We start from the raw sequence: 21,320 nt of genomic DNA, 5'->3' as shown, positions 1-21,320 counted from the left end.
TCCGCCGCGGCTCTTCTCAGAGCGGCCCCGACTCGCCCGGATCGTAAAACAAGTAGCCTGCGACGCCGGCGAGGCCGACTGCGAGCGTGATGAACGGCCAGTTGCCGGCGTCACGGTCGGTGACGGCCGCGTGGATTGTTACGCAGATCGCAAACCCGATGTGAGCGATCAGCGTCGCCGCGAGAAACGTCGAGAGATCCATTGGTTCGTTCGAGAGTTTCGAGGAATCGGTCTTAGGGGTTTCGTCCGGTCCCGAGGGAAAAGTACTCGAAGCTCCCGGTTCGGACTCTAGACGGTGAACAGACGCGCGTTCCTCGCTTCCGTCCCGACGATTCTGCTCGCGGGCTGTGCCACCTGGGTCGGGCTCGCCGAGCGAGACGAGATCGCCGAAAAACGCGTGATCGTCGGGAGCGGCGACTCGAGTGAGACGCTCGTCCGCCAGCGCTACGACGGCGACAGGCCGTACTTCGACGGCGAGGTCCACGAGCCGTTCGACGAATTTGCGGCCGACGACCCCCTCGAGGTCTCGGACGAACTCGACGGCGAACTCCGGTCGATAGACGCGGACGTCAGCTACAGGATCCGGGGCTGTGACGCGGGGACTCGAGGCAAGGGCGACTGTCGGGAGGCGGTCCTCGTCCGCGATGACTTCAACGACATCGACGTCGGCGATATCGTCGACCTCCGCTACGGGGATCCCGGTGCGGGTGTCATTTCGGTACACCGCCGGCGCGAGAACCGGTAATCAATAACCGACCGACGGTCCATGGCCGGGAGAGCGGGTCGGCGCAATTTGCGCCGACCCGCTCGACCCGGGGAAGGGCAGGCCGCTCACCGAATTGTACCGCGAGCAGCCGTCGGCTGCGAGCGGGCCGACGACCGATGCGGAAGGCGCTCGCTGAGCGACTGTAGCGGAGGGAGGAGTGATTTTGGTCCAGCTTTTGCCGAACGTCACGCGCCAGCGCCAGTATTGCTGGCGCTGGCGCGGTACGAGTGCAGCGCAAAAGGTGGGTGCCTATAAATCGTGGTCCGGGTCGTCCTCGACCGCCCGCTTGAGCGAGTCGCGGCGGGATTTGGCGTCGCGGGCGGTCGCCTCGAGCAGGAACTCGTTTTTCGCGGAGACGGCGTCGCCGGCGGCCTCGAGCTCGTTGGGGCCGAGTTCGGTGGGATCGCGCTCGACGAAGTCGACGGCGAGTTTGTCCTTCTTGCCGGAGTACTCGACGGCACCGACGACGATGCGCTCGAAGACGGGGTTGTCGGGTTCGTCGATGACGAACAGGTCACTTCCCTTGTACTCCTCGGTGCCGCTGATCGACCCGAAGTAGTCTTCGACGGTGGCTTCCATGTCGGGGATTCGGTCCTCGAGGTGCTCACCACGGCGCATCTTGTACTCCTTCATGGCTCCAGAATACACGGGGGAGTGTTTACCTCTTTTCATAGCTGACGGTCGGTGAGAGCGAGAGAGTCCCGTGGGGCGAGGTGTCTCAGCCGCGAGATAGTATCGACCGGGTGACGTTACCGCAGCGACTGGCGCTCGCGCTCGCCCAGGTACCCCCTTCGACACTCCGGACAGATGTCGCCCGGACGAAGCGATCCCCGGTCACCGGGTGCGAGAAACGAACACTGCGGACAGAAGAATTCGGTCGGCACGCCGTCTCTGGAATCGGACTCGCCGGGCAGCGGTGCAGAGCGGGCGCTCGCGATGCCGGTGTCCGGTTCCGACGACGCGGGATGGCCGCCTTCGGATTCCGTCTCCCCGTCGGGGGTTTCGGCGTCGACGAACGCGGTGTCGGAACTCGAGTCGAGCAGTTCGGCACCCTCCTCCGGGGCGGGTTCGTACGTCTCATCGTCGGCCGTCGGCTCGTCGTCGACCGTCGATCCGTCGTCGGCCGTTGGCCCCTCGTCTGGCCAGGCGGCCGGTTCGTCGTCGGCGCCGACCGGCGGACCGACGTCCTCGGAGTCGGGCCACTCGCCGTGGTTCCGGTCGCCGTCGGGTTCAGCGGTTTCCTCGAGAATCTCCCCGTCGTCGGTGATCGGCTCGCCGTTCTCGTCGGTCGGAAGCTCGAGGTCGTCTTCCTCCTCGGGGGCGGGAGTCGCGTCGGGAGTGTCATCGACCGGCGGCTCTGCGGCGGTGTCGGCCGGCGACGCCGCCTCTGCAGTCGTCTCGGTGGCTGGTTCGGGTGCTGTTTCGGCGTCGGTAGCGGGTGCTGCGGGTGTGCTCGCGGCCGTCCCGGAGGAGAGGCTGGTCACCTCGGTGTTCTCGCTGATGAGGTGGCGATCACCACAGCGCGAACACTCCTCGTACTCCGTGACGGTCACGACGACCTCACTGCCCCGTTCTTCGCGCTCGCGTTCGACCTCGGCCTCGCCGTAGTCGTGTCCGAGCAGCGAACATCGCAGGACCATTGTCCCATCGTACCAATCCACGGCATAAAAAACGTACCGCAACCGGCGGCGAGCGGGAACGACAAACGTCAAATCATGGCTCGTCGAATACGTACCCGAATGAGAGCGAAGCGAGAGTACCGAAGCCGGGAGCCGACGGAGGTGGCGGTACTCGATGCGCTCGTTAACCGCGTCGACGACGGGATGACCGTGTTCGAACTGCGGGCGGCCGTCGAGGTCGATATCGACGAACTCGAGGACGCCCTCGCGACGCTCAAAGCGGACGATCTCATCATCGTCGAAGCGGAGACGAGCGAGACAGTGATCAAACCCGCGGATCGCGTCGTTCCCGACGAACCGGTCCCGGAGGACGACGAGTCGCTGAGAGAGTGGATTCGAAAGCGAATCCCGTTCTGAGGCTCGTCACGCACGGCAGCCAGTGAGCCAGTTCGGATCACGGACATCGAAACGCCTGTCACCTTCCCACACCTCGAACCATCCATGAGCGTCATCGAGTCGCTGCACGCAGATCACGGCGCGACGTTCGGCGAGCGCGCCGGCCGAACGGTCGTCGAACACTACGGGCGGCCCGAGCGCGCCCACCGCGCGGTTCGAAACGGGGTGGGGTTGCTCGAGTGTGCCTACGGCGTGATCGTCGTGGAAGGCGACGACCGGGTGGAGTACGTCGACAACGTGGTCTCGAACCGCGTTCCCGGCGAGGACGGCGAGGGCTGTTACGCCCTCGTCCTCGACCCGCAGGGCCGAATCGAGACCGAACTCTACGTCTACAACGCCGACGAACGGCTGTTGCTGTTCACGCCGCCGGACCGTGCCGACGACCTCGCCGCCGACTGGTCCGAGAAGGTGTTCATCCAGGACGTCGAGATCCGCGTCGCGACCGACGAGTTCGCTATCTTCGGAATCCACGGGCCGAAGGCGACCGAGAAGATCGCGAGCGTCCTCAATAAGGCCGCCTCGCCCGACCGGCGGTTCTCGTTCGTCCGCGGCACCATGGGCGACGAGGGCGTGAGCGTCATCCGCACCGACGCGCTGGCCGGCGAGGAGAGCTACGAGGTCGTCTGCGCCGCCGCCGACGCGGAGGCCGTCTACGACACCCTGCTGAACCACGGCCTCAACGCCGCTCACTTCGGCTACCGCACCTGGGATACGCTCACCCTCGAGGCCGGTTCCCCCCTGTTCGAAACCGAACTCGAGGGCCGGATTCCGAACGTCCTCGGTCTCCGCAACGCGCTCGACTTCGAGAAGGGATGTTACGTCGGCCAGGAGGTCGTCTCCCGGGTCGAGAACCGGGGCCAGCCGAGCCGGCGGCTCGTGGGGCTCACGCTCGAGAACGGGGAGTCAGAGGGCGCGGCTCCAGAACCAGGTGCAGCCGTCTTCGCCGGCGACTCGGCCGTCGGCGAGGTCACGCGCGCAGAGGAGAGCCCGCTGCTCGAGACGCCCATCGCGCTCGCGGTCGTGGAGTACGGACTCGAGGCTGAGGAGGTGACGGTTCGCGTCAGCGGGGAAGAGGTACCGGCACAGCGGACGGACCTGCCGTTCGTGGAGGGCACCGACCGGTCGGCGAGACTGCCGCAGTATCCCTAACCACGTCTACGTTCGGTCTGAACGGGTCGCGATCGGTGTCGTTTTGGCACGTAAATCGAGACGTGGAATGGATGGTCAGTACAGGCGGTGCAGGTAACGCTGCGGAAGAGCACCAAGCGCTGCACCCGCGAGCGACCAGCGGGAGCGAGCGGCCTTTTTAGCGTAGATTTTTGCAAGCGGTTCGAGCGACCGTAGGGAGCGAGGACCCGCAGTAAAAAGGTACGTTTGCAGAGCGCACTTTGCAAAGCAGTTGCCATTATCCGCCGGTCGCCTCCGTAAAATCTCGAGACCAAGAACTGGCCGGGCACAGCGTAAAGGTCGCAGACGGTGGCGAGTGGAGGTATGGACTCGAGTACGGACTTCGACGAACTCGTCACGCACATTCGCACCCAGTCCAAGGAAGCGCCGGGGTCGGACACCGATCGGGTGACGGTCCGGTCGTACGACACTCTCGAGGTCGAGACGCTGACGGACCTGCTCGGCGCGCTCTCCGAACAGCCGCCGGATCCGGCCGACCTCGTGTTCTTCCTGTCGCCAACGAACGTCGATCAGGTGCTCGAGGGCGAGGAACTCGAGGGAAGAGACGACCTCGAGGAGGCGATCGGCCATCCGGTACAGACGGACGAGGGGATGCCCGACGACACGATCCTGCTGCTCGACCCGAACGCGATCGAGGGCGAGGAGATCGTCGCGCCGAAATGGGTCGCCTGCGGGACCGTCGGGAAAGCCGACTGAGACGGCTACGACCGAGAGAGCATCGCCTTCAGGTGCTCGAGGGAAAGCGCCGACGTGGGCCGGTCCATGTGGACGCCGATCTCGCCCGAGGCGGCCCGCAGCCCGACTCGTTGAACGGGTTCGGGCAGCGAGTACGCCCGGCGCAGCCAGTGGCCGAGTTCGATCTCGCGCGCGAGATCGTCGCGCCAGGCGTGCTCGTAGGCTGCGAGCGTCGTCGGGCGGTCGGGGTCGATCTCGCGCACGGCGTGGTCGGCGCAGGCCATCCCGTAGAGGATGCCCCCGCCGGTGAACGGCTTCGTCTGGGCGGCCGCGTCGCCGATCAGAAAGCCGCGCCGGCTCGTTATCCGATCCGGGGGGCCGATCGGAATCGCGCCCGAGCAGCGGTGGGAGACCTCGATCTCGTAGCCGTCGATCAACTCCTCGAAGTGTCTGTTCACGTGGACGCCCGGCGGGGCCGCCAGCCCGTACTCGACGCCGGCCTCGTGGCGTGGGATGCGCCAGGCGAAAAAGCGGGGCGCGGTGAGGTGGACGTCGACGAAGTCCTGGTCGTCGGGTTCCTCGGAGAAGGCGAGCACCCCGTGGAGCAGTTCCCCGGGGTCCGGAAGCGAGAGCGCGGCGCGGGTCCTCGAGCGCGGGCCGTCACACCCCGCAACCATCTTCGCCTCGTGGGTTTCGGTGCCGTCGGGTCCCTTCGCGGTAACCTCGACGCGGTCGCGGTGCTCTACCACCTCGGTGACGGTGTGTTCGTCGCGGACATCCGCGCCCGCCTCGCGGGCGAGTTCCGCGAGGTGTTTGTCGAGGCCCACGCGGTCAATGACGTTCGAGACGACCTCGCGCTTGTAGAACGGGTAGGTGTCGCGCTCGCCATCACCGTTCTTGTGGGGACCGCCGACGTGAAACCGTGCGCCGTACACCTCGTTCTGGAACAGCTCCTCGCGGGCACCCTCGCCCGTATACTCCCAGATGTCCGTGCTGACGTGGCCCGAACAGGCCAGTGGCTGGCCGATCTCGCCCTGCTCGAGGGCGAGCACGTCGTAGCCGGCTTCGGCCGCCCGTCGTGAGAAGCGCGCCCCGGCGGGACCGACGCCCACGACGACGAAATCGTGCATACACCCCCGTCTCGCTCGGGAAGTAAGAAACTCTCGAGTGCGCATCGCTGCGGTTACTCACGAAATATACATAAGCGGTCTAACCGTTCATCGTGAACCCTCGTCGATCGGATGGCGGGGCCGAACGATCGGCCCATCCGCGTCGAAGCCGACCGTGGCGACGACGCCGAAGACGTCCTCGAGCAGCGCCTCGGTGACGACCTCGCCCGGCGGCCCCCAGTCGTAGACCTCGCCGTCTTTGAGCGCGATCAGGTTGTCCGCGTAGCGGGCGGCCTGGCCGACGTCGTGGAGGACGATGCCGACGGTGACGCTGGACTCGGCGTTGAGCGTCTCGAGCACCTCGAGCACGCGCAGTTGGTGGTGGAGGTCGAGGTAGGTCGTCGGCTCGTCGAGCAGGAGGACGTCGGTCTCCTGGGCGAGCACCATCGCGATCCAGACGAGCTGTTTCTGACCGCCGCTCAGGTTGCTCACGTCCTCGTCACGGAGGTGGTCGACCCCCGCGAGGTCGATGGCGCGCTCGACGGCCGCGCGGTCGTCGGCGTCGACCGCGTCGAAGAAGCCGCGGTGGGGGTAGCGGCCGTAGTAGATCAGCTCCTCGACGCCGAGGCTGCCCGGCGACTCGTGCTCTTGGGAGAGCAGGCCGACCCGGCGGGCGAACGCCTTGTTTCCGAACGTCTCGACGTCGCTGCCGTCGAGGTAGATCGTCCCCGTTTCGGGCTCGAGCTGGCGCGCCAGCGCCTTCAACAGCGTCGACTTCCCGCTGCCGTTGGGGCCGACCAGCGCCGTCATCTCGCCGGCGGGGAGGTCGATCCGATCGACGTCCGCGACCGGCTCCTCGGTCGTCGGGTAGCCGATCTCGAGGGATTCCCCCACGAGCTGGCTCGCGTCATCGGCGTCGGGGGTCGGTTCCGCACCCTCGATCGGCCCGTCCGTGGCGGGGGCCGGGGCTGGCTCGTCGGTCGAGCGGTCAGGGCGGTCGTCGGTCGATGATTTCTGTCGGAATCGGCTCGAGCGGTCGGTCATAGCTCACCCAGCTGTTGTCGTTTTCGCATGAGATAGAGGAAGTACGGCCCGCCGATGAGTCCGGTGAGGATCCCGACCGGGAGCTGGTTGGGGCTGTCGAACAGGACCTGCATCCCGAGGCGAGCGCCGACGTCGGCCGCGACGAGTAGCGCGGGGCCGGCGAACAGGCAGCCGACCAGCAGCCGCCGGTAGTCGCTGCCGACGATCGTCCGGACGACGTGCGGGACGATGAGACCGACGAAACCGACGACGCCGGCCACCGCGATCGAGGCCGCGGCGGCGAGGATCGCCACCGCCGAGAGGCCGAACCGGACCCGTTCGACGGACATTCCGAGGGCTCCCGCTGTCCGCTCGCCCAGCAGCAGAACGTTCAGCTGCCTCGAGCCCGCGAGCGCGAGCGCCATCGCGAGGACGGTCCACGGGAAGACGAGCCGGACGCTGCCCCAGTCGGCGCCGGTGAGCGAGCCGGTGGTCCACGCGACGGCGGACTGGACGGTCGAGATGTCCTCGGCGAAGAGGTAGAGCGCGGTCTGCAGCGAGGTGCAGATGGTGGCGACGATCACCCCGGCGAGGACGAGTCTGACGGGACTCGTTCCGCCCTTCCAGGCGATGGCGTAGACGACGACGAACGCGGCGGCGCCGCCGAGGGCCGCCGTCACGGGCAACAGCGCCGCCATCCCGGAGAAGACGACGAGCGTCAGCAGGATCGCCAGTCCCGCACCCGAGGAAACCCCGAGGATGTACGGACTCGCGAGTTCGTTCCGGGTGACCGCCTGGAAGATGGCACCCGAGACGGCGAGGTTCATCCCGACGAAGACGCCAGCGAGCACCCGCGGGAGGCGGATGTTCCAGACGATGTTCGTCTGCGTCGCCAGGTTCGGCAGCCGGTAGCTCTCGGGGACGAACAACACCGTCCGCATGAACTCCTCGCCGAGCAGGAACGACAGCAACACCCGCTCGTCGTACCAGACGTCGGCGTCGAGGACGGCGTACCACGCCTCGCCGATCGTCATCGTGTACGTTCCGAAACTCACCTGGACGACCAATGAGACGAGGACGACGCCGACGCTCGCGAGCGCGAGGCCGGCGAGACTCGAGTCGACCCAGGCGAATCGCCCCGATTCCCGGCCGACGGTGGGTCCCCGGCCGCCCGACAGCCCATCGAACATGCTCACGCGCCGTCCGTGGCGATTTCGGCGACGCGCTCGCGATCGAACAGTTCGTCCTCGAACCGGTCGGAGTAGAGTTCGCGCGCGGTGCGTTCGGTGACGAACAGGTTGTAGATCGGACCCTGGTAGACCGGGCCGCCGCGGAAGACCCGCTCGTTTTTCACCGCGGCGAGGTCGCTCGCGACCGCGTGGTCGCGCATGTACGCGAGGACGGTCTCTTCGAACTCCGCACGGCTCTTGTCCTCGTGGCCGCGCAGGAAGATAGCGTCGGGGTCGACCTCGAGCATCGTCTCGTAGTCGATCGTCCCCCGATCGCTCGTGCTCAGCCCCTCGATACCGGTCTCGGCGAGCGCGTCGCTGACGCCGAGGTCGCGGAAGTGTTTCGTGCTCGCACCCTCGTCGCCGAGCAGCGCCGGGTAGAACGCCTCGGGTTCGTCCGCACCCTCCCACGCCAGAAGGCCGTTCGGCCGCTCGGAGTCGGCGGGGAGCGACGACTCCACGTCCGCGAGGAACTCCTCGTGGAGGTCGGCGAACGCCTCGTACCGGTCGGTGCGATCGAACACTTCGGCCACCTTCTCGAACGCCTCGTACAGCGTGTAGTACTCGTAGTCGTGCCACTCGTCGGTCCGTCGGAAGATCGTGTTACCGACGAACGGCGCCACCTCTTCCCCGAGTTCTTCGACGTCGCTCGCCTCGAGGCCGAACGAGGCGTTGTGCTCGAGCCAGTTCGGGTCGACGAGGTGGACGTCGACGTCGAGTTCGTAGAACAGCTCCCTGTCGACGCCGTCGTTCCACAGCGGCGTCGGTTCCTCGGGGTACGGAACCTCGAGTTCGTCGTAGTAGAACGTGTGGAACCGATCGGGTTCGCCGACCGCCTGCAGGCCGTCGCCGACGCCGAGGGCGACGCCCATGTCCGCGTAGTCGCTCTCGTAGGCGAGCCACCGCTCGGGCACCGCCTCGAACGCCGTGTCACCGACCGGTACCATCGAAACGGTGTACGATCCGTCGTCGTCGTTTTCGGACTCAACGGCGTCGGGGTCGTCAGTGTCGGAGCCGTTCTCGGTGTCTTCGGGGTTCGTCTCCCCCTCGCGGTCGGTACCGCTCACACAGCCAGCCAGGGCGCCAGCGAGTGCCGCACTCGAGGCTAGCACCCGGCGTCTCGTCGGTGCTCTCGGTCGCATACCTTTTAGGCTCACCTAATAGTTGAAAAGCTCGTTGATTTAGGCCGGCCTAAATAGCGGGGGCGGCCAGACGGGTAACTGACACGGAACGTGGCCCGCGCTACGGGCTTGCACCGACGGTACAAACCATCGTCGGAGACCGCCCCGTGGAGCGAACGCAGAATCGGCCGGAACCGATCGGGGCGACCTACTCGTCCACGAGCAGATCCATCGCGCGCTCGAAATCACCGTCGAAGCGCTCGAGCAGCGCCCGCACCTCCGCGCGCACCTCGTCGGTGACGACGACGTGGACCATCCCCTCGTCGGGCTGGCCGTAAACCACGCTCGCACCCTCGGGTGCGGCGACGATCGCGGGGAGGACCGCGAGGTCCTCCTCGCCGTCGACGAGGATCGTGGTGGGATCGTCGCGCTCTATGGCTTCCCGGAGCGCCACCAGCAGCGCCTCGGTCAACTCGGCCGGCGGGTTGTTCACCTCGAGGTTCACCCCATCTGTCACCGCGCGTTCGATCTCTTCGTCCACCCTCGTTCGCTTGGTGCGGCCGTCGACGAGCGCGACGTCCGGCTCGCGGCCGGCCTCGAGAAAGTGGTAAGTAACGACGTCGCCGACGGCGATCAGCGGCCCCGCGACGGACTCGAGCAGCGTCTCGGCGTCGGTCTCGATCGGCCCCATCGGCTCCTTGAGTTCGTGGCGGAGCTCGTCGGGGAGAGAAAGCAGCGGCTGGTCGTCCCCGGTGCGGTCGGGCACGGAGTCTCGAGCCACGTCAGCGGACTTTGAGCGCGTACGCGCCCGGCTCGGTCACCTGCATCTCGGTGGCGATCTCGCTGTTCTCTGGGTGGGCGATGACGACGTAGCCGGCCCAGTCTTCGGTCAGCGACGAGGAGTTACAGGAGTCACAGGTGTCGTTGTCGGGATCGTTCACCCGGTGGCACTCCCGACAGACGAGGCGATTGCTTGCCATCGTCACTCACCCGCCGTGGCTTCGCGCTTTCGGCGCTCGTCCTCGAGCCACTGGTGTTTGCCGAGACCTGGTTGTTTCGCCGTGAGCCCGATCTTCGAGTCCCGCGGGTTGCGCTCGTCGATGCTCTTGGTGACGATTCGCGCGCGGACGGCGTCGTCGACGCCGAGCGTGCGGTTGGACTCGTTCGAGGCGAGCTGCTGGTTCTCGCCGTCGAAGGCAAGATACTCGTCGGAGATCTGGGAGACGTGCAGCAGTCCGTCGACGGGGCCGATGCCGACGAAGGCGCCGAATTCGACGACCTCGACGACAGTGCCGTCGACGACCTCCTGCATCTCCGGATCGAACGTCACCGCATCGAACTCCGCCTCGTAGTAGACGCCCGGCCGGTTCGGCAGGACCGTCCCCTCACCGATATCGTGGACATCGGTGACGGAGACGACGCTTCCCACCTCCTCGTCCATCCGTCCCTCGAGTTTGTCCTGGAGCAGTCGCTTCACGAGCAGCGGCGAGACGTCGCCGAGCTCCTTTGGGGGCACTTCCACCGTATCCTTTAGTCTGACCCGTTTGTACATCTATGGTTGAGTGATCGTCAACTTGTTTCTCCCGCGTAATGCAATTACCGGTACGTTCGCGTCGCGTACCCGGTCGCCGAGCGGGCGGTCGTTCGTGACGACGTAGTCGGTCTCGCCCGCGCGAGCGAGTTCGACCAGGGCGTCGTCTGCGTACGATTCGTCCGTCTCGACCACGAGACAGCGATCGGTCGCCAGCTCGTGGCCGACCGCGGCTGCGGTCCCCTCGTTCCCGCCGCCGTCAGCGAGCCGTCGAAGCTCGTCGACGACCGGACGGGGCGTGATCGCTTCGAACGCGCCGGATCGCGGTTCGTCACCGCGAGACGATTCCGGTGCGCGCGGTGCACCGCCGAGGAGCCGCTCGAGTTCGTCGAACAGCCGCACGTCGAGTTCGACCGGCATCATGAGCGCGCTCGTATCGAGGGCGACCCGCGTCGTCATCTATTCGGTGAGCGTTCCGAGCCCGATCAGTCGCCAGCGCGCACCGATGCGGCGGTTGACCGCGATCTTCGCGCCGGGTTCGGCACAGACCGGGCGTTTGAGTTTCACCTCACACTCGCCCTCGCGCGCGCTGGTGACCGCGCCGACGGTCGTCGACGTGCCGACGGTCATCATCAGCGGCTCGCCGGTGCTAATCTCGTCGACCGTCTCGCCGCCCTCCGCACCGACGATGCGCTCTAGCAGGTCGACCTCCATCGTAAACGCCTCCCACGTTGGGGGAAGCGAACCTGGCGGGCCGGCGACCCGGCCGGCGAGGGCGTCACCCTTCGTCAGCGCAGGGTCGAGTCCGGTGCCGACGCCGATTAGGCCGCCGGGCGTGACGGTGTCGACGTTCTCGCTGCCGGCCTGCAGCGAGCGGACGGTCGTCTCGATCGGAACGTACTCGGACTGGCCGCCCTCCTCGACCTGGCGGCCGGGACGGACCTCGAGTTCGTCGTCGACCGAGAGCTGACCCTGGATGAGGCTCCCGCCGAGCACCCCGCCGGTGAGGTTCTCGTAGGTCGTTCCCGGCTTGTTGATGTCGAAGCTCCGGGCGACGTGCATCCGCGGGTCCGTGTCCGGATCGCGCTCGGGCGTCGGAATCTCGTCCTCGATCGCCGCCATCAGGAGATCGATGTTGACGTTCTGACCCGCGCTGATGGGAACGACGGGCGCGTCTTCGGCGACGGTCCCGGCGACGAACTCCTGGATCTCCTCGTAGTTCTCCCGCGCCCGGTCCGGGCTGACGAGGTCGACTTTGTTCTGGGCGATGACGATGTTCTCGATGCCGATGAGGTCGAGCGCCATCAGGTGCTCTTCGGTCTGGGGCTGTGGCACCGACTCCGAGGCCGACACCACGAGCACTGCGCCGTCCATCAGCGCCGCACCCGAGAGCATCGTCGCCATCAGGGTCTCGTGACCCGGGGCGTCGACGAACGAGACGGTCCGAACGGGCTCGCTTTCGCTCCCGTCCGGACACTCCTCCTCTACGGTGTAACATTCGGGCTCGTCCACGCCGGGACAGCGACGGAACGTCGCGTCCGCATACCCCAGCCGGATGGAGATGCCGCGTTTCATCTCCTCAGAGTGCTGGTCCGTCCACGACCCACTGAGCGCCTGCACCAGTGTCGTCTTGCCGTGGTCGACGTGGCCGACGAGTCCGATGTTCACCTCCGGTTGTCGATTTCCTGCCATAAGCGGTGAGTAATCTTGAATAGAGGTTCCGCCGTGCGCTTGATAAACCTACTGTTCTGGGGGCGTTTCGGAGGTCACGACCGTCAGTGCCGGCGGGGAGGTTTCACGGGTCGAGACGGTTCGACAGGACCGCCGACGCCGATCGGTCACATCGGTTACAGAAATCGGTTTGAGCGAACGTTTTAGCCACCTGACGTACTGGATGTTCGTATGAGCAGATCCGACGCCTCGAGCGACTCCACTATCCTCGAGTGCACCGACTGTCTCGATCCGGCGGAGGCGTTCGCGCTGATCGGCAACGAGACGCGACTGGCGATCCTCGAGGCGCTGTGGGCCGCCGAGGAGCGTCCCGTGGCGTTCTCCGAACTCCGTCGCGAGGTCGGGATGCGCGATTCGGCACAGTTCAACTACCACCTTCAGAAGCTGACCGGGCACTTCGTGACCCAGCGGGAGGGGGGCTACGACTTCAAGCACGCCGGCGAGAAGGTCGTCCGCTCGGTGATCGCGGGCTCGTTCAACGAGCACCCCACGCTCGAGCCGTTTCCCGTCCAGGGCGGCTGCGTCGGCTGCGGCGGCCCCCTCCAGGCGACCTACGCGGACGAACACCTCACCATCGAGTGTGCGGACTGCGGCCAGCGCCACGGCGAGTACTCGTTCCCGCCGGGCGGGCTGAACGACCGCACCGCCGAGGAGATCGCCGACGCCTTCGACCAGCGGGTTCGTCACCTCCACTGTCTGGCCGCCGACGGCGTCTGCCCCGAGTGCAGCGGCCGGATGGAGACCCGCCTGGTCGAGGAGGGCGAGTGCTGTCTCGGCGTCTCGGTCCGCGTCGACCACGACTGCGTCCAGTGCGGTCACAGCCTCTGTTCTGCCGTGGGTCTGCGCCTCCTCGATCACTCCGCGGTCGTCAGCTTCCACCGCGAGCGCGGCGTCCACCTGGACGAACGCCCCTACTGGACGCTCCCCTGGTGCGTCTCCGATCAGTACACGACCGTTCTCGAGCACGATCCGATCCGTCTCGAGGTCACCATCCCGCTCGCGGGCGACGAACTCCGCGTGCGGATGGACGAATCGCTCGCAGTACTCGAGACACACAGCGTCTGAGCGACCCACCTTCCAGTTTTCGGATAGGTAACGATACGCGGCCAACCCGCCGACGTGGGCGTACTGAACCGATCTTCAGTAAAATCGGTTACTGAAATGTTTTTCAGATTATGTTTATCCCCGTCGGGAGCCTCCGTTCACCTGAGAACCCATGCAGCAACCTACTCACCCGCCGACGGTTCGAATCGACCCCACGGGGAGCTACCTCGAGGAGGGAGTGATCGCCGTCGCCACGATGGTTGTCTTGTCGCTGGCGCTTGCGGGCGCGTACGTGGCAGCCACGGGCCTGGGGATCGGACACCCCCTCGCCGTTCCCGTCGCGCTGCTCGTCGGCTTCGTGATCGCCGTCGGCATTCCCGTCGGTGTAACTGTGGCCGTCCGCCGCGCCCGCGCCAGGTTCACCAACCGACAGAGCCGACGCCGCCGCCGTGATGCACGACCCGTGCGACCGGATACGCGGCTCACTCGGCGGTAACCCCGAAGCACCACTCGTTTTCTGCCGCCGGCTCCACGACCGCGTTACCGAGGACTCGTCGCCGTCAGGGGCACGGTTCGACCGCCTCGAGGTAGCCTGTCGACGTCTCCTCGAGCGCGTTCTCCTCGAGGCTCATACAACCGATGGTGTGAGTAGTGGCGTGGTACTCGTGTTCAACGATCGCTCAGCGCACCAGTACTGCTCCCTGGTTGGGTATCGAACGGCGACCTTTTCTTCCCGCCGGCGCTACCTTCGATCGTGTCTGAGTTCGCCTTCGAACTCGCGCTGTGTGGGGTTCTCGAGCAGCGACGGGAGGGTATCGTCGCCCGCCAGCTCGGCGGCAGCGTCGCGAACCCCGGCGGGCGGATCCTCGACGTCGTCTGCGTCGAGCCGGGTCCCGAGTTCGACGAGCGGCTGCAGTTGAGCGGCGAGTCGATTCCCGACGCCGCGATCGAGTCGGCTGTCGGCCCCGGCCGATTTCGCTACTGGAAGGACGCCTTCGACTGCCACCCCGACCGCGCCCGACGGGCCACCGAGCGCGCCGCGGAGATCGGGTTTTTCGAATCCCAGCCGCGAAACGGTCGGGAGTACGTCCGCCAGGTCGCCCGCTACCCCGACTGGTACGGCTCGATTACGGGGATCGAGAACAAGCCCGACCTGGGGCGGCCGGGCGACCTCGAGTCCCAGCTCCGAACCGACGTCAGCCTCGGTCTCGTCGACGAGGCGATCCTCGCGACCGAGAGCTACGTCACCCGCGCCCACCTCAATCGCATTCCCGACGAGGTCGGCGTCTGGCGAGTCCACCGCGAGGGTGAATCGGTGACCGAGATCGAGGTCCTGCGGGAGCCGGCGCCCCTCTCGGTCGCCGGACCCGGCATCGAACCCCTCGAATACCGGCCCGGTCGAACCGAGATCGCGGTCGTCTCGAGCGCCCGGAAAGCCCGCGCCCGCCGCCGACTGGCCGAACGAGCATACGGGAAGGGGTGGCGTACCTACGAGTTCCCGGAGTGCGGCGCCTGCGAGTCGGCCGTCGATGCTGACGCAACGGTCCCCTTTTGCTCCTGGAAGGAGCGGATCGTCGACCCAGCGTCGGAGTGTGGGCCCGCCTGCGGCGGCCACGAGCCAGCGGAATCCGTCGACGTGGATCTCGAGGCCGAACGCCAACGACACACGCCGTGGCTCGCCGACCCCGACGGAAAGCGCCGCCGCCAGTCGGGACTCGACCGGTTTTCCTGACCCGCGGCGTCCCGCCGACCTACAGCGTATACGTTTCGCCGTCGACCGCCAGCGGCTCCTCGAACGCCTCCTCGACGGGGTAGAAGTGAGCGGCGTGAACCAGCCGCGTCCGGGTCGCGTTCAGTTCGTCGGCCAGCGCGAGGGCGCCCTCGCGAGTCATGTGTTTCGTGCCGAAGGTGCGGGGGACGCCCTCGTCGTTCTCGTGGCGGCCGCCGATCGGGTGGTACTCCGCGAGGCTCGCGGGGACGATGGCATCGGCCAGGAAGAGGTCCGGGTCGGCCAGCACCTCGCGCGACCGGTCGGGAACGTCGTAGCTCGTATCGCCCGAGAGCGACAGCTTCGCGCCCGTTTCGGGATCCTCGATCGCGAGCCCGTAACAGACGAGCGGCGGGTGATCGACCGGAACGAGGGTGACGTCGAACCCGCAGATTCGGGCGGGCTCGAGCGGCGGCGTCGGGCGAACCGTCACCGCATCGAGGTAGTAGTAATCCGAGGTGACGGTATCGGCGACGCTCTCGCCCGTTTTCGGGTCGATCTCGTCGGCGGCGTACACCTCGAGTTCGTCGAAGACACGGAACGCGTTGCCGAGGCCGTCGAGGTGGTCGAAGTGGACGTGCGTAATGATCGCCGCCTCCGGCAGCGGTGGTTCGTCGCGGAGGAACTGGTACCGGAAGTCAGGGCTGGCGTCGATCAGCAGCGACTCGCCGGTGCGCTCGTTCTCGACGTGGACCGAAAAGCGCGTGCGCTCGACGCCCCGCTCCCGGGCCGCCTCGCAGGTTTCACAGGAACAGCCGACCGTCGGGGTGCCGGTCGTGTCGCCGGTTCCCAGGAGCGTGACGCGCATGCTCACGCCTCCTCCCGCTCGCAGACCGGTGCGAGCCCCGTCCGGTCGCTGGCCGCCGGTCGCCCGGCGTCGGCGGCCGGTGATGATCCGCTCATTGCCAGTCGATTCGGACGCCGGCGATAAGGCTGTTTCCCGCCGACGCGAGCACCGCGGTCGAAGCCGACCTCGAGTCACTACGCCCGACGACCTCTCAGTGGCTGAGACTGACCGGCGGACACTTTATTCATCCCGTCCAACAGGTAATTGCCGGGGAACGACCCGCGGCGACTGCGCGTCCGAGGTGGTCTAATGTCAAGATCGCCCCGGTACGGGGAGATACGTGGTTCAACTCCCGTCCTCGGACCTTCGTTTTCGATCGATACCGCGCCCCTCGAGAGCCCTGCATCCAGCCCACATATCGCGGGCGTCGCACCGGTATTCCACGAACGCGACCGGTAGGAACCCGATACCCTCACGTACTCTGTGAATACTTTATTCCCACACTCTCCTGTCTCCGTTACAGTCAATGTCACAACAAACTGCGACGATCGGGGAGTTGTCTCACGAGCCGATCGCCACGGAGCAGGTCCGGACTGTCCGGGAGACGCAGTCGGGCCACGGGATGACCGTCCTCGAGACGATCCGTGGAATCGAACGCGACCGGTGGAACGCGGTCGTCGATCGTTCGAGTCGGGGCAGCGTCTTCCACCGCCACGAGTGGCTCGAGGCGATCGAAGCCGGGATCGGACTCGACCCGAAACACCTCGTCCTCACCAAGGACGGCAATCCGATCGGCGTGGTGCCGAACTTCGTCGTCGGCATGGAGGGAACACCGTTTCGACGGCTGGTATCGACGCACCCGGGTTTCGGCGGACCGCTGTTTACCACCGACGTCAAGAAATCGCTCTCGCTCGTCACGGACACGGTGCCGCGTCTCTGCCGGGGTCGAACGGTCGCCCACGAGATTCGCGTCTGTAACCCGAACTACCTGCGGTACAACGCCCACCTCGAGTCCGCCGGCTACCGGCCAACCCGGATGGGTGGCCGGTTCGTCCTCGATCTCACCCGCGACTACGAGACGATCCTGGCCGGGATGAGCAAGAGTCGCCGGAAGGATATCCGGCGCGGTCGGAAGGTCGACCACGAGATCGTCGAGGAGGAGCTCACCGCCGAGAGCATCGAGCGGTTCTACCGCGTCTACGAGGAGCACACGGAACGACTCGAGGGCGAGACGTTCCCGCTCGAGTTCTTCGAGCACCTCCGGACGATGGAGTCGCGAGTGCTGTTGCTCTCGCTGTACGTCGACGGCGAGTACGCCGGCGGGTTTCTCGAGCTCCTCGACGACGAGCAGTCGTCGGTACACGGCTTTCTCGCCGCGGTCCCGCCCGAGTACTTCGAGGACCACGCCTCGGAGATCCTGTACGATTACGTGCTCCGGTGGGCGATCGAGAACGGCTACGAGAGCTACGATTTCGGCGGCTCGGGCGCGAACTTCGAGAGCGGCGTCTTCCGCTACAAGGAAGGGTTCGGCGGTGACCTCGTCCCGAACGTCTACTGGGAGCGGGGCTGTAGTCCGCTCTGGAAGCCGATCGAGGCGGGCCGGTCGTTCTACCTTCGTCACCTGGCGTAGTCGAATCCACCGACCCCGCTTCCTGCCTCGAGCGCGTCGAGACGACCCGCGTCGCTCGCGTTCTCGAGGTGGTTCGGTCACCGACAGTTTTCGGTTCGAAACGTGTAATTCGAGGAAGATTTATCGGATATCATCTATAACGTATACAGATGCTACCGATGGCATCCGATACGGGTTCGCGGGCGTCGGCACGAATCGATGACCGCGAGCGAAACCGGGGTGCCCGGTGATGATCCGATGGAAGCTCGTGCTGGTGGGAGCGAGCGCACAGGTGGCCGCGATGGTCGTCGTCGTGACCGTCCTCCAGGGAGAGATCGGTGCGCCGCTCGTCGCCACCGGGCTCGCCGGCGGGATCGTCGCCGGCATCGTGACGACGAAGGCGGACGACGGCTGGATCGACGGTGCGCTCGCGGGGCTGTTCGGTGCGCCCCTGTTCGCGGTCGGGTACGCCGCTGCCGTCACGTCGTACGCGTACGTCACTGGCGCCCATCTGACCGACGGGCCGCTCGGGATCGACCTGTTCGTCGGCAGTTCGCTCCTCTTCGTCGCGGCGTTCGTGTTCTTCGTCGGGCCGCTGTGTTCGGCTCCCGGCGCCCTCGGCGGCTATCTGGGCGGGAGAGTCAGCGACTGAGCCGGCTCACTGGAGCAGCGCCAGCGTCTCCCGAACGTCGACGACGCCGCTGGCGACGACGAGAATCCCCCAGACCGCGATGCCGAGGGCGATCACGCCCGCGAGCGCGAACAGGTTCGAGGCGTACGGAACCGCGAACAGCACTGCGAGCCCCATCCCCACGGAGATCCCCGTGGTGAGGCCGGCGACCCGGAGAATTCGACGGAGATCGAGCGAGAGTTCGAGGTGCATCACGTAGACGTTGACGAGCGTGTAGATCCCGAAGGTGACGACGGTCGCGATAGCGGCGCCGGTGACGCCGTAGAGCGGGATCAGCGCGACGTTGAGCCCCACGTTGGCGATGGAGGTGCCACCCTTTGCGATCGCCCGCGACGTCGCTCGTCCGAGGTAGTCGAGGCTCTGGGTCGTCACGTCGGTGATCGCAGCGAAGACGACGAACACGCCGAGGACCTGTAACACCGGCGCGGCACCGGCGTAGTCGGCGCCGAACACCAGCGTGACCGCCGGCTCGGCGACGAGGATCATGCCGACGGCCGCGGGGACGTACAGCACGAGGACGCACTGGAGGGTGTTCTCGTAGATCCGGGCGGCTCGAGCGAGTTCGTCGGTGGCTTTCTGCTCGCCGTATGTCGGCGACACGGAGAAGCCGAGCGAGCCGGCGGGGACGAGTACGAACTCGGTGATCTGCTTGCCGAGGACGTAGTAGCTGACGGCGATCGGGTTGAGGAAGAAGGCGACCAGCACCGTGTCGATCTGTTTGTCGAGGATGTTCGCGCTGTGGGAGGCCGTCAGCGGCACGCTGTACTTCAGCAGACGGTTGCGAAGCGAGCGGCTACCGCCGGTGTCCTCGAACGTCGTGTAAAAGCGGGTGTAGAGCAGCCAGAGGCCGACGATCGTCGCCAGCAGACCGCCGACGACGTAGCCGAAGACGGCACCCACGACGCCGAAGCCGAGTGCGGTGAGCCCGATCACGAACACCAGCCGACCGAGGCTGTTTATCACCGTCAGGGCCGAGCTCAGCCGGACGCGGTTGAACCCCTGAAAGAGCGTCGTCGTGTAGGAGTACATCGAATTGAAGCCGAGGTAGACGGCCCCCAGGACGAGCAGCGAGGTGAGCTCGGGCGTCTCGAGGACGGTCGCGATGAGTTCGCTGGCGCCGACGAGGATCGTGGCGACGAGCGCGAAGAGGACGAGCCGGTAGGTGAGCGAGGTCCGCAGCAGGAAGGGGACGGAACCGCTATCGGTCTCCTTGTGCTCTGCGACGTAGCGCGCCGCCGACCGACCGATGCCGAGGTCAGCGCCCAGCTGGGCGACCGAGACGATCGCGAGCAGCAGAAACAGGAGGCCGTACTCGTCGGGGGAGAGCAGCCAGCGGGCGAGTACGAGCATGAGCAGCCCGTTGGCGATCGCCGTGACCAGACGGGCGCCGAGCGCCGCCTTGAACCCCTCGACGATCCGCTCAACGGTGTCCATGGCCACCAGACGTGCGTGACGGCGTCGATCGCCGGCGCGTCCACTCGAGCGATGCGCGATCACGACGGCCCGGCGCCGGACGGGCGACCGCGTCCCGGCGGGAGCGGGCGGGCGCGAGAGACGGGTGGGGGAGACGGAGAGCCTTCACTGGTGTTTCACAGCCGAAACGCGCGGATTGTTATGTGCGACGTACCGGCCGCTAGCCGGAGCCGTGTCGGCTCTCGAGTCGGCTCTGCCGGCGCAAAAGGGGGCCGCTGACCGCTAGCACCCCTCGTCCGAGCGAGTTCGCCGGTAGCCGGCAGTGAACGACCGGTAGCGACGGACACGGAGCGGGGTAACTGGGAGATAACAAACGTGGAATAATTCATAGGAGCGCGTATGAACATCGGGCTGTACCACGACGCCGTCGGCACTCGTCACGCCGGCGGCATCGCGGTGTACATCCAGCAGATGGCCGCAGAGCTCGCGGCGACGAACGACGTCTACGTCTACACGCAGGAGGGGGAGACCACCGAGCTGCTCGGCGAGGCCGACGTGGCCCTCGTCGAAACGCCGTCGTTTGCCGATCAGATCCCGCCGGTCGTCGACGGGGTGACGCCCCTCGGTCGCCAGGACCGCAGTAAGCTCTGGATGGCGCTCTGGGCGGCTCGTAACGGCATCGTCGAGCACATCGACGAGCACGTGGACGTCCTCCTGACGTTCCAGTTTCTCGACGATCTGCTCCTCTCCCGGCTGGTCGAGCCGCCGACGGTGTACGAGTACCACAGCCTCGAGAACGTCGGCGTCGGGGCGACGCTTCGCGAGCGGTTCTCCGGAACGGAGTGCGTCCTCGCCAACGCCGACGACACCGCCCGCCGGATCAGTGAACAGTTCGGCTACGAGGTCGATGAGGTGGTCTACCCCGGCGTCGACGCCGACCGCTTCCACCCGGAGGGGGACCGGGCGTTCTCGAGCGACGAGCCGACGATCCTGTTCGTCGGTCGGCTGGTCGAATCGAAGGGGATTTTCGACCTGCTAGCCGCCGTTCGAACCCTCGAGAAGCCGGTGCAGCTTCGCCTGGTCGGGACGGGGGAGACCGACCGCGTCGAGACGGCGTGTCGGGAGATGGGCCTGGAGGACCGCGTCACCATCGAGGGAGAGGTCCCGCACGTCGACTTGCCGCAGTACTACCGGGCCGCGGACGTGTTCTGTCTCCCGACGCACGCCGAGAGCTTCGGAATGGTCAACGTCGAGGCGATGGCGTGTGGAACCCCCGTCGTCACGACCGATCTCGAGGGGATCCGGACGTACGTCGACAACGGTGACAACGGACTGCTCGCCGCCGTCGGCGATCCGATCGATCTCGCGGACAAGCTCGACCTTCTGCTCTCCGCTCCAGGGCGGCGAGCGGAGATGGGGAAACGGGGGCGCGAGCGAGCGCAGCAGTTCACCTGGCGCGAGCAGGCGAGTCGCTTAGAGCGCGTGTGTGCCGCCGTAGTCGGCGACGATCCCCTCGAGGACGGCCATCGAGGCCGCGTCTCGAGCCCGGCACTAAACTGA

General features: G+C 66.7%; 24 protein-coding genes. 10 read left to right on the top strand and 14 right to left on the bottom strand.

Annotation, left to right across the window (positions count from 1 at the left end; genetic code table 11):
• Positions 1 to 16 precede the first annotated feature (16 nt).
• Positions 17 to 202: a hypothetical protein gene (locus AC6I6S_RS10715; protein ID WP_497950038.1), complete on the bottom strand. Its 186-nt coding sequence runs from the start codon at positions 200 to 202 to the stop codon at positions 17 to 19.
• 93 nt (positions 203 to 295) lie between these two features.
• On the opposite strand from AC6I6S_RS10715, the gene AC6I6S_RS10710 reads away from it, so the two are divergent.
• The gene (locus tag AC6I6S_RS10710; protein ID WP_497950037.1) at positions 296 to 745 is read left to right on the top strand and encodes a hypothetical protein; all 450 of its coding nucleotides are present in this window, start codon (positions 296 to 298) and stop codon (positions 743 to 745) included.
• A 270-nt stretch (positions 746 to 1,015) separates the two neighbouring features.
• On the opposite strand, the gene AC6I6S_RS10705 is transcribed toward AC6I6S_RS10710, so the two are convergent.
• Together AC6I6S_RS10705 and AC6I6S_RS10700 are read right to left on the bottom strand one after the other, a co-directional pair.
• The gene (locus AC6I6S_RS10705; protein WP_497950036.1) at positions 1,016 to 1,399 is read right to left on the bottom strand and encodes a DUF5611 family protein; all 384 of its coding nucleotides are present in this window, start codon (positions 1,397 to 1,399) and stop codon (positions 1,016 to 1,018) included.
• Between the two features lie 116 nt (positions 1,400 to 1,515).
• Complete coding sequence (locus tag AC6I6S_RS10700) at positions 1,516 to 2,406, bottom strand: DUF7093 family protein (protein ID WP_497950034.1); 891 nt, start codon at positions 2,404 to 2,406, stop codon at positions 1,516 to 1,518.
• A gap of 99 nt (positions 2,407 to 2,505) precedes the next feature.
• Here AC6I6S_RS10700 and AC6I6S_RS10695 point away from each other — a divergent pair, with 99 nt between their 5' ends.
• From AC6I6S_RS10695 to AC6I6S_RS10685, 3 genes are all read left to right on the top strand, one after another.
• The gene (locus tag AC6I6S_RS10695) at positions 2,506 to 2,802 is read left to right on the top strand and encodes a DUF6432 family protein (protein ID WP_497950033.1); all 297 of its coding nucleotides are present in this window, start codon (positions 2,506 to 2,508) and stop codon (positions 2,800 to 2,802) included.
• Positions 2,803 to 2,886: 84 nt separating this feature from the next.
• The gene (ygfZ, locus tag AC6I6S_RS10690) at positions 2,887 to 3,990 is read left to right on the top strand and encodes a CAF17-like 4Fe-4S cluster assembly/insertion protein YgfZ (RefSeq protein WP_497950031.1); all 1,104 of its coding nucleotides are present in this window, start codon (positions 2,887 to 2,889) and stop codon (positions 3,988 to 3,990) included.
• A gap of 342 nt (positions 3,991 to 4,332) precedes the next feature.
• A complete protein-coding gene (locus AC6I6S_RS10685; RefSeq protein WP_497950029.1) occupies positions 4,333 to 4,725 on the top strand; it encodes a hypothetical protein in 393 nt (130 codons plus the stop codon).
• Positions 4,726 to 4,730: 5 nt separating this feature from the next.
• Here AC6I6S_RS10685 and AC6I6S_RS10680 read toward each other — a convergent pair whose 3' ends face one another.
• The 9 genes from AC6I6S_RS10680 to AC6I6S_RS10640 all read right to left on the bottom strand — a co-directional run bounded on the left by AC6I6S_RS10680 (position 4,731) and on the right by AC6I6S_RS10640 (position 12,409).
• On the bottom strand, positions 4,731 to 5,834 hold the full coding sequence (locus AC6I6S_RS10680) for a geranylgeranyl reductase family protein (protein ID WP_497950028.1): 1,104 nt from the start codon (positions 5,832 to 5,834) through the stop codon (positions 4,731 to 4,733).
• Positions 5,835 to 5,921: 87 nt separating this feature from the next.
• Positions 5,922 to 6,857 carry an ABC transporter ATP-binding protein gene (locus tag AC6I6S_RS10675; protein WP_497950026.1) on the bottom strand — a complete coding sequence of 312 codons (936 nt, stop codon included), beginning with the start codon at positions 6,855 to 6,857 and terminating at the stop codon, positions 5,922 to 5,924.
• Positions 6,854 to 8,026 (bottom strand): FecCD family ABC transporter permease, encoded by a 1,173-nt coding sequence (locus AC6I6S_RS10670; RefSeq protein ID WP_497951467.1) that lies wholly within the window; start codon positions 8,024 to 8,026, stop codon positions 6,854 to 6,856. The genes AC6I6S_RS10675 and AC6I6S_RS10670 overlap by 4 nt, the downstream gene beginning before the upstream one ends.
• A 2-nt stretch (positions 8,027 to 8,028) precedes the next feature.
• Positions 8,029 to 9,207 carry an ABC transporter substrate-binding protein gene (locus AC6I6S_RS10665; protein ID WP_497950025.1) on the bottom strand — a complete coding sequence of 393 codons (1,179 nt, stop codon included), beginning with the start codon at positions 9,205 to 9,207 and terminating at the stop codon, positions 8,029 to 8,031.
• Positions 9,208 to 9,394: 187 nt separating this feature from the next.
• Positions 9,395 to 9,967 (bottom strand): GTP-dependent dephospho-CoA kinase family protein, encoded by a 573-nt coding sequence (locus AC6I6S_RS10660; protein ID WP_497950024.1) that lies wholly within the window; start codon positions 9,965 to 9,967, stop codon positions 9,395 to 9,397.
• Position 9,968: 1 nt separating this feature from the next.
• Entirely contained in the window at positions 9,969 to 10,166 is a 198-nt protein-coding gene (gene spt4 / locus AC6I6S_RS10655) for a transcription elongation factor subunit Spt4 (RefSeq protein ID WP_497950022.1), read from the bottom strand.
• 2 nt (positions 10,167 to 10,168) lie between these two features.
• On the bottom strand, positions 10,169 to 10,738 hold the full coding sequence (locus tag AC6I6S_RS10650; protein ID WP_497950021.1) for a DNA-directed RNA polymerase: 570 nt from the start codon (positions 10,736 to 10,738) through the stop codon (positions 10,169 to 10,171).
• On the bottom strand, positions 10,739 to 11,176 hold the full coding sequence (locus tag AC6I6S_RS10645) for a type II toxin-antitoxin system VapC family toxin (protein WP_497950020.1): 438 nt from the start codon (positions 11,174 to 11,176) through the stop codon (positions 10,739 to 10,741).
• Positions 11,177 to 12,409 (bottom strand): translation initiation factor IF-2 subunit gamma, encoded by a 1,233-nt coding sequence (locus AC6I6S_RS10640; RefSeq protein ID WP_497950018.1) that lies wholly within the window; start codon positions 12,407 to 12,409, stop codon positions 11,177 to 11,179. It abuts the gene before it with no gap.
• A gap of 210 nt (positions 12,410 to 12,619) precedes the next feature.
• On the opposite strand from AC6I6S_RS10640, the gene AC6I6S_RS10635 reads away from it, so the two are divergent.
• From AC6I6S_RS10635 to AC6I6S_RS10625, 3 genes are all read left to right on the top strand, one after another.
• Complete coding sequence (locus AC6I6S_RS10635; RefSeq protein WP_497950017.1) at positions 12,620 to 13,513, top strand: DUF7351 domain-containing protein; 894 nt, start codon at positions 12,620 to 12,622, stop codon at positions 13,511 to 13,513.
• Positions 13,514 to 13,664: 151 nt separating this feature from the next.
• Complete coding sequence (locus AC6I6S_RS10630) at positions 13,665 to 13,988, top strand: hypothetical protein (protein ID WP_497950015.1); 324 nt, start codon at positions 13,665 to 13,667, stop codon at positions 13,986 to 13,988.
• Between the two features lie 258 nt (positions 13,989 to 14,246).
• A complete protein-coding gene (locus AC6I6S_RS10625; protein WP_497950014.1) occupies positions 14,247 to 15,224 on the top strand; it encodes a DUF5787 family protein in 978 nt (325 codons plus the stop codon).
• A 19-nt stretch (positions 15,225 to 15,243) separates the two neighbouring features.
• Here the strand turns inward: AC6I6S_RS10625 and AC6I6S_RS10620 are convergent, their stop codons facing one another.
• Positions 15,244 to 16,068 (bottom strand): MBL fold metallo-hydrolase, encoded by an 825-nt coding sequence (locus AC6I6S_RS10620; protein WP_497950013.1) that lies wholly within the window; start codon positions 16,066 to 16,068, stop codon positions 15,244 to 15,246.
• A 505-nt stretch (positions 16,069 to 16,573) separates the two neighbouring features.
• Between AC6I6S_RS10620 and AC6I6S_RS10615 the strand changes: the two genes are divergently transcribed.
• Both AC6I6S_RS10615 and AC6I6S_RS10610 read left to right on the top strand, forming a co-directional pair.
• On the top strand, positions 16,574 to 17,677 hold the full coding sequence (locus tag AC6I6S_RS10615; protein ID WP_497950011.1) for a lipid II:glycine glycyltransferase FemX: 1,104 nt from the start codon (positions 16,574 to 16,576) through the stop codon (positions 17,675 to 17,677).
• Between the two features lie 229 nt (positions 17,678 to 17,906).
• Positions 17,907 to 18,308 carry a hypothetical protein gene (locus tag AC6I6S_RS10610; RefSeq protein ID WP_497950010.1) on the top strand — a complete coding sequence of 134 codons (402 nt, stop codon included), beginning with the start codon at positions 17,907 to 17,909 and terminating at the stop codon, positions 18,306 to 18,308.
• A 6-nt stretch (positions 18,309 to 18,314) separates the two neighbouring features.
• Here the strand turns inward: AC6I6S_RS10610 and AC6I6S_RS10605 are convergent, their stop codons facing one another.
• Positions 18,315 to 19,781: a flippase gene (locus tag AC6I6S_RS10605; protein WP_497950009.1), complete on the bottom strand. Its 1,467-nt coding sequence runs from the start codon at positions 19,779 to 19,781 to the stop codon at positions 18,315 to 18,317.
• Between the two features lie 378 nt (positions 19,782 to 20,159).
• Here AC6I6S_RS10605 and AC6I6S_RS10600 point away from each other — a divergent pair, with 378 nt between their 5' ends.
• Positions 20,160 to 21,320 (top strand): glycosyltransferase family 4 protein, encoded by a 1,161-nt coding sequence (locus AC6I6S_RS10600; protein WP_497950007.1) that lies wholly within the window; start codon positions 20,160 to 20,162, stop codon positions 21,318 to 21,320.

The sequence above is a fragment of the Natrononativus sp. DTA114 genome, assembly GCF_059736515.1.
The sequence above is the reverse complement of the archived record's forward strand: the minus strand, read 5'-3'. Positions and strand labels throughout refer to the sequence as shown.

Bases quoted from the DNA above. Each gene is read 5' to 3' on its own strand.
- ygfZ (WP_497950031.1), top strand. From the start codon at position 2,887: ATGAGCGTCATCGAGTCGCTGCACGCAGATCACGGCGCGACGTTCGGC.
- AC6I6S_RS10650 (WP_497950021.1), bottom strand. From the start codon at position 10,738: ATGTACAAACGGGTCAGACTAAAGGATACGGTGGAAGTGCCCCCAAAG.
- AC6I6S_RS10665 (WP_497950025.1), bottom strand. From the start codon at position 9,207: ATGCGACCGAGAGCACCGACGAGACGCCGGGTGCTAGCCTCGAGTGCG.
- AC6I6S_RS10695 (WP_497950033.1), top strand. From the start codon at position 2,506: ATGAGAGCGAAGCGAGAGTACCGAAGCCGGGAGCCGACGGAGGTGGCG.
- AC6I6S_RS10605 (WP_497950009.1), bottom strand. From the start codon at position 19,781: ATGGACACCGTTGAGCGGATCGTCGAGGGGTTCAAGGCGGCGCTCGGC.
- AC6I6S_RS10615 (WP_497950011.1), top strand. From the start codon at position 16,574: ATGTCACAACAAACTGCGACGATCGGGGAGTTGTCTCACGAGCCGATC.
- AC6I6S_RS10610 (WP_497950010.1), top strand. From the start codon at position 17,907: ATGATCCGATGGAAGCTCGTGCTGGTGGGAGCGAGCGCACAGGTGGCC.
- AC6I6S_RS10685 (WP_497950029.1), top strand. From the start codon at position 4,333: ATGGACTCGAGTACGGACTTCGACGAACTCGTCACGCACATTCGCACC.
- spt4 (WP_497950022.1), bottom strand. From the start codon at position 10,166: ATGGCAAGCAATCGCCTCGTCTGTCGGGAGTGCCACCGGGTGAACGAT.
- AC6I6S_RS10700 (WP_497950034.1), bottom strand. From the start codon at position 2,406: ATGGTCCTGCGATGTTCGCTGCTCGGACACGACTACGGCGAGGCCGAG.
- AC6I6S_RS10600 (WP_497950007.1), top strand. From the start codon at position 20,160: ATGAACATCGGGCTGTACCACGACGCCGTCGGCACTCGTCACGCCGGC.
- AC6I6S_RS10670 (WP_497951467.1), bottom strand. From the start codon at position 8,026: ATGTTCGATGGGCTGTCGGGCGGCCGGGGACCCACCGTCGGCCGGGAA.
- AC6I6S_RS10675 (WP_497950026.1), bottom strand. From the start codon at position 6,857: ATGACCGACCGCTCGAGCCGATTCCGACAGAAATCATCGACCGACGAC.
- AC6I6S_RS10635 (WP_497950017.1), top strand. From the start codon at position 12,620: ATGAGCAGATCCGACGCCTCGAGCGACTCCACTATCCTCGAGTGCACC.
- AC6I6S_RS10715 (WP_497950038.1), bottom strand. From the start codon at position 202: ATGGATCTCTCGACGTTTCTCGCGGCGACGCTGATCGCTCACATCGGG.
- AC6I6S_RS10630 (WP_497950015.1), top strand. From the start codon at position 13,665: ATGCAGCAACCTACTCACCCGCCGACGGTTCGAATCGACCCCACGGGG.
- AC6I6S_RS10645 (WP_497950020.1), bottom strand. From the start codon at position 11,176: ATGACGACGCGGGTCGCCCTCGATACGAGCGCGCTCATGATGCCGGTC.
- AC6I6S_RS10640 (WP_497950018.1), bottom strand. From the start codon at position 12,409: ATGGCAGGAAATCGACAACCGGAGGTGAACATCGGACTCGTCGGCCAC.
- AC6I6S_RS10680 (WP_497950028.1), bottom strand. From the start codon at position 5,834: ATGCACGATTTCGTCGTCGTGGGCGTCGGTCCCGCCGGGGCGCGCTTC.
- AC6I6S_RS10620 (WP_497950013.1), bottom strand. From the start codon at position 16,068: ATGCGCGTCACGCTCCTGGGAACCGGCGACACGACCGGCACCCCGACG.
- AC6I6S_RS10705 (WP_497950036.1), bottom strand. From the start codon at position 1,399: ATGAAGGAGTACAAGATGCGCCGTGGTGAGCACCTCGAGGACCGAATC.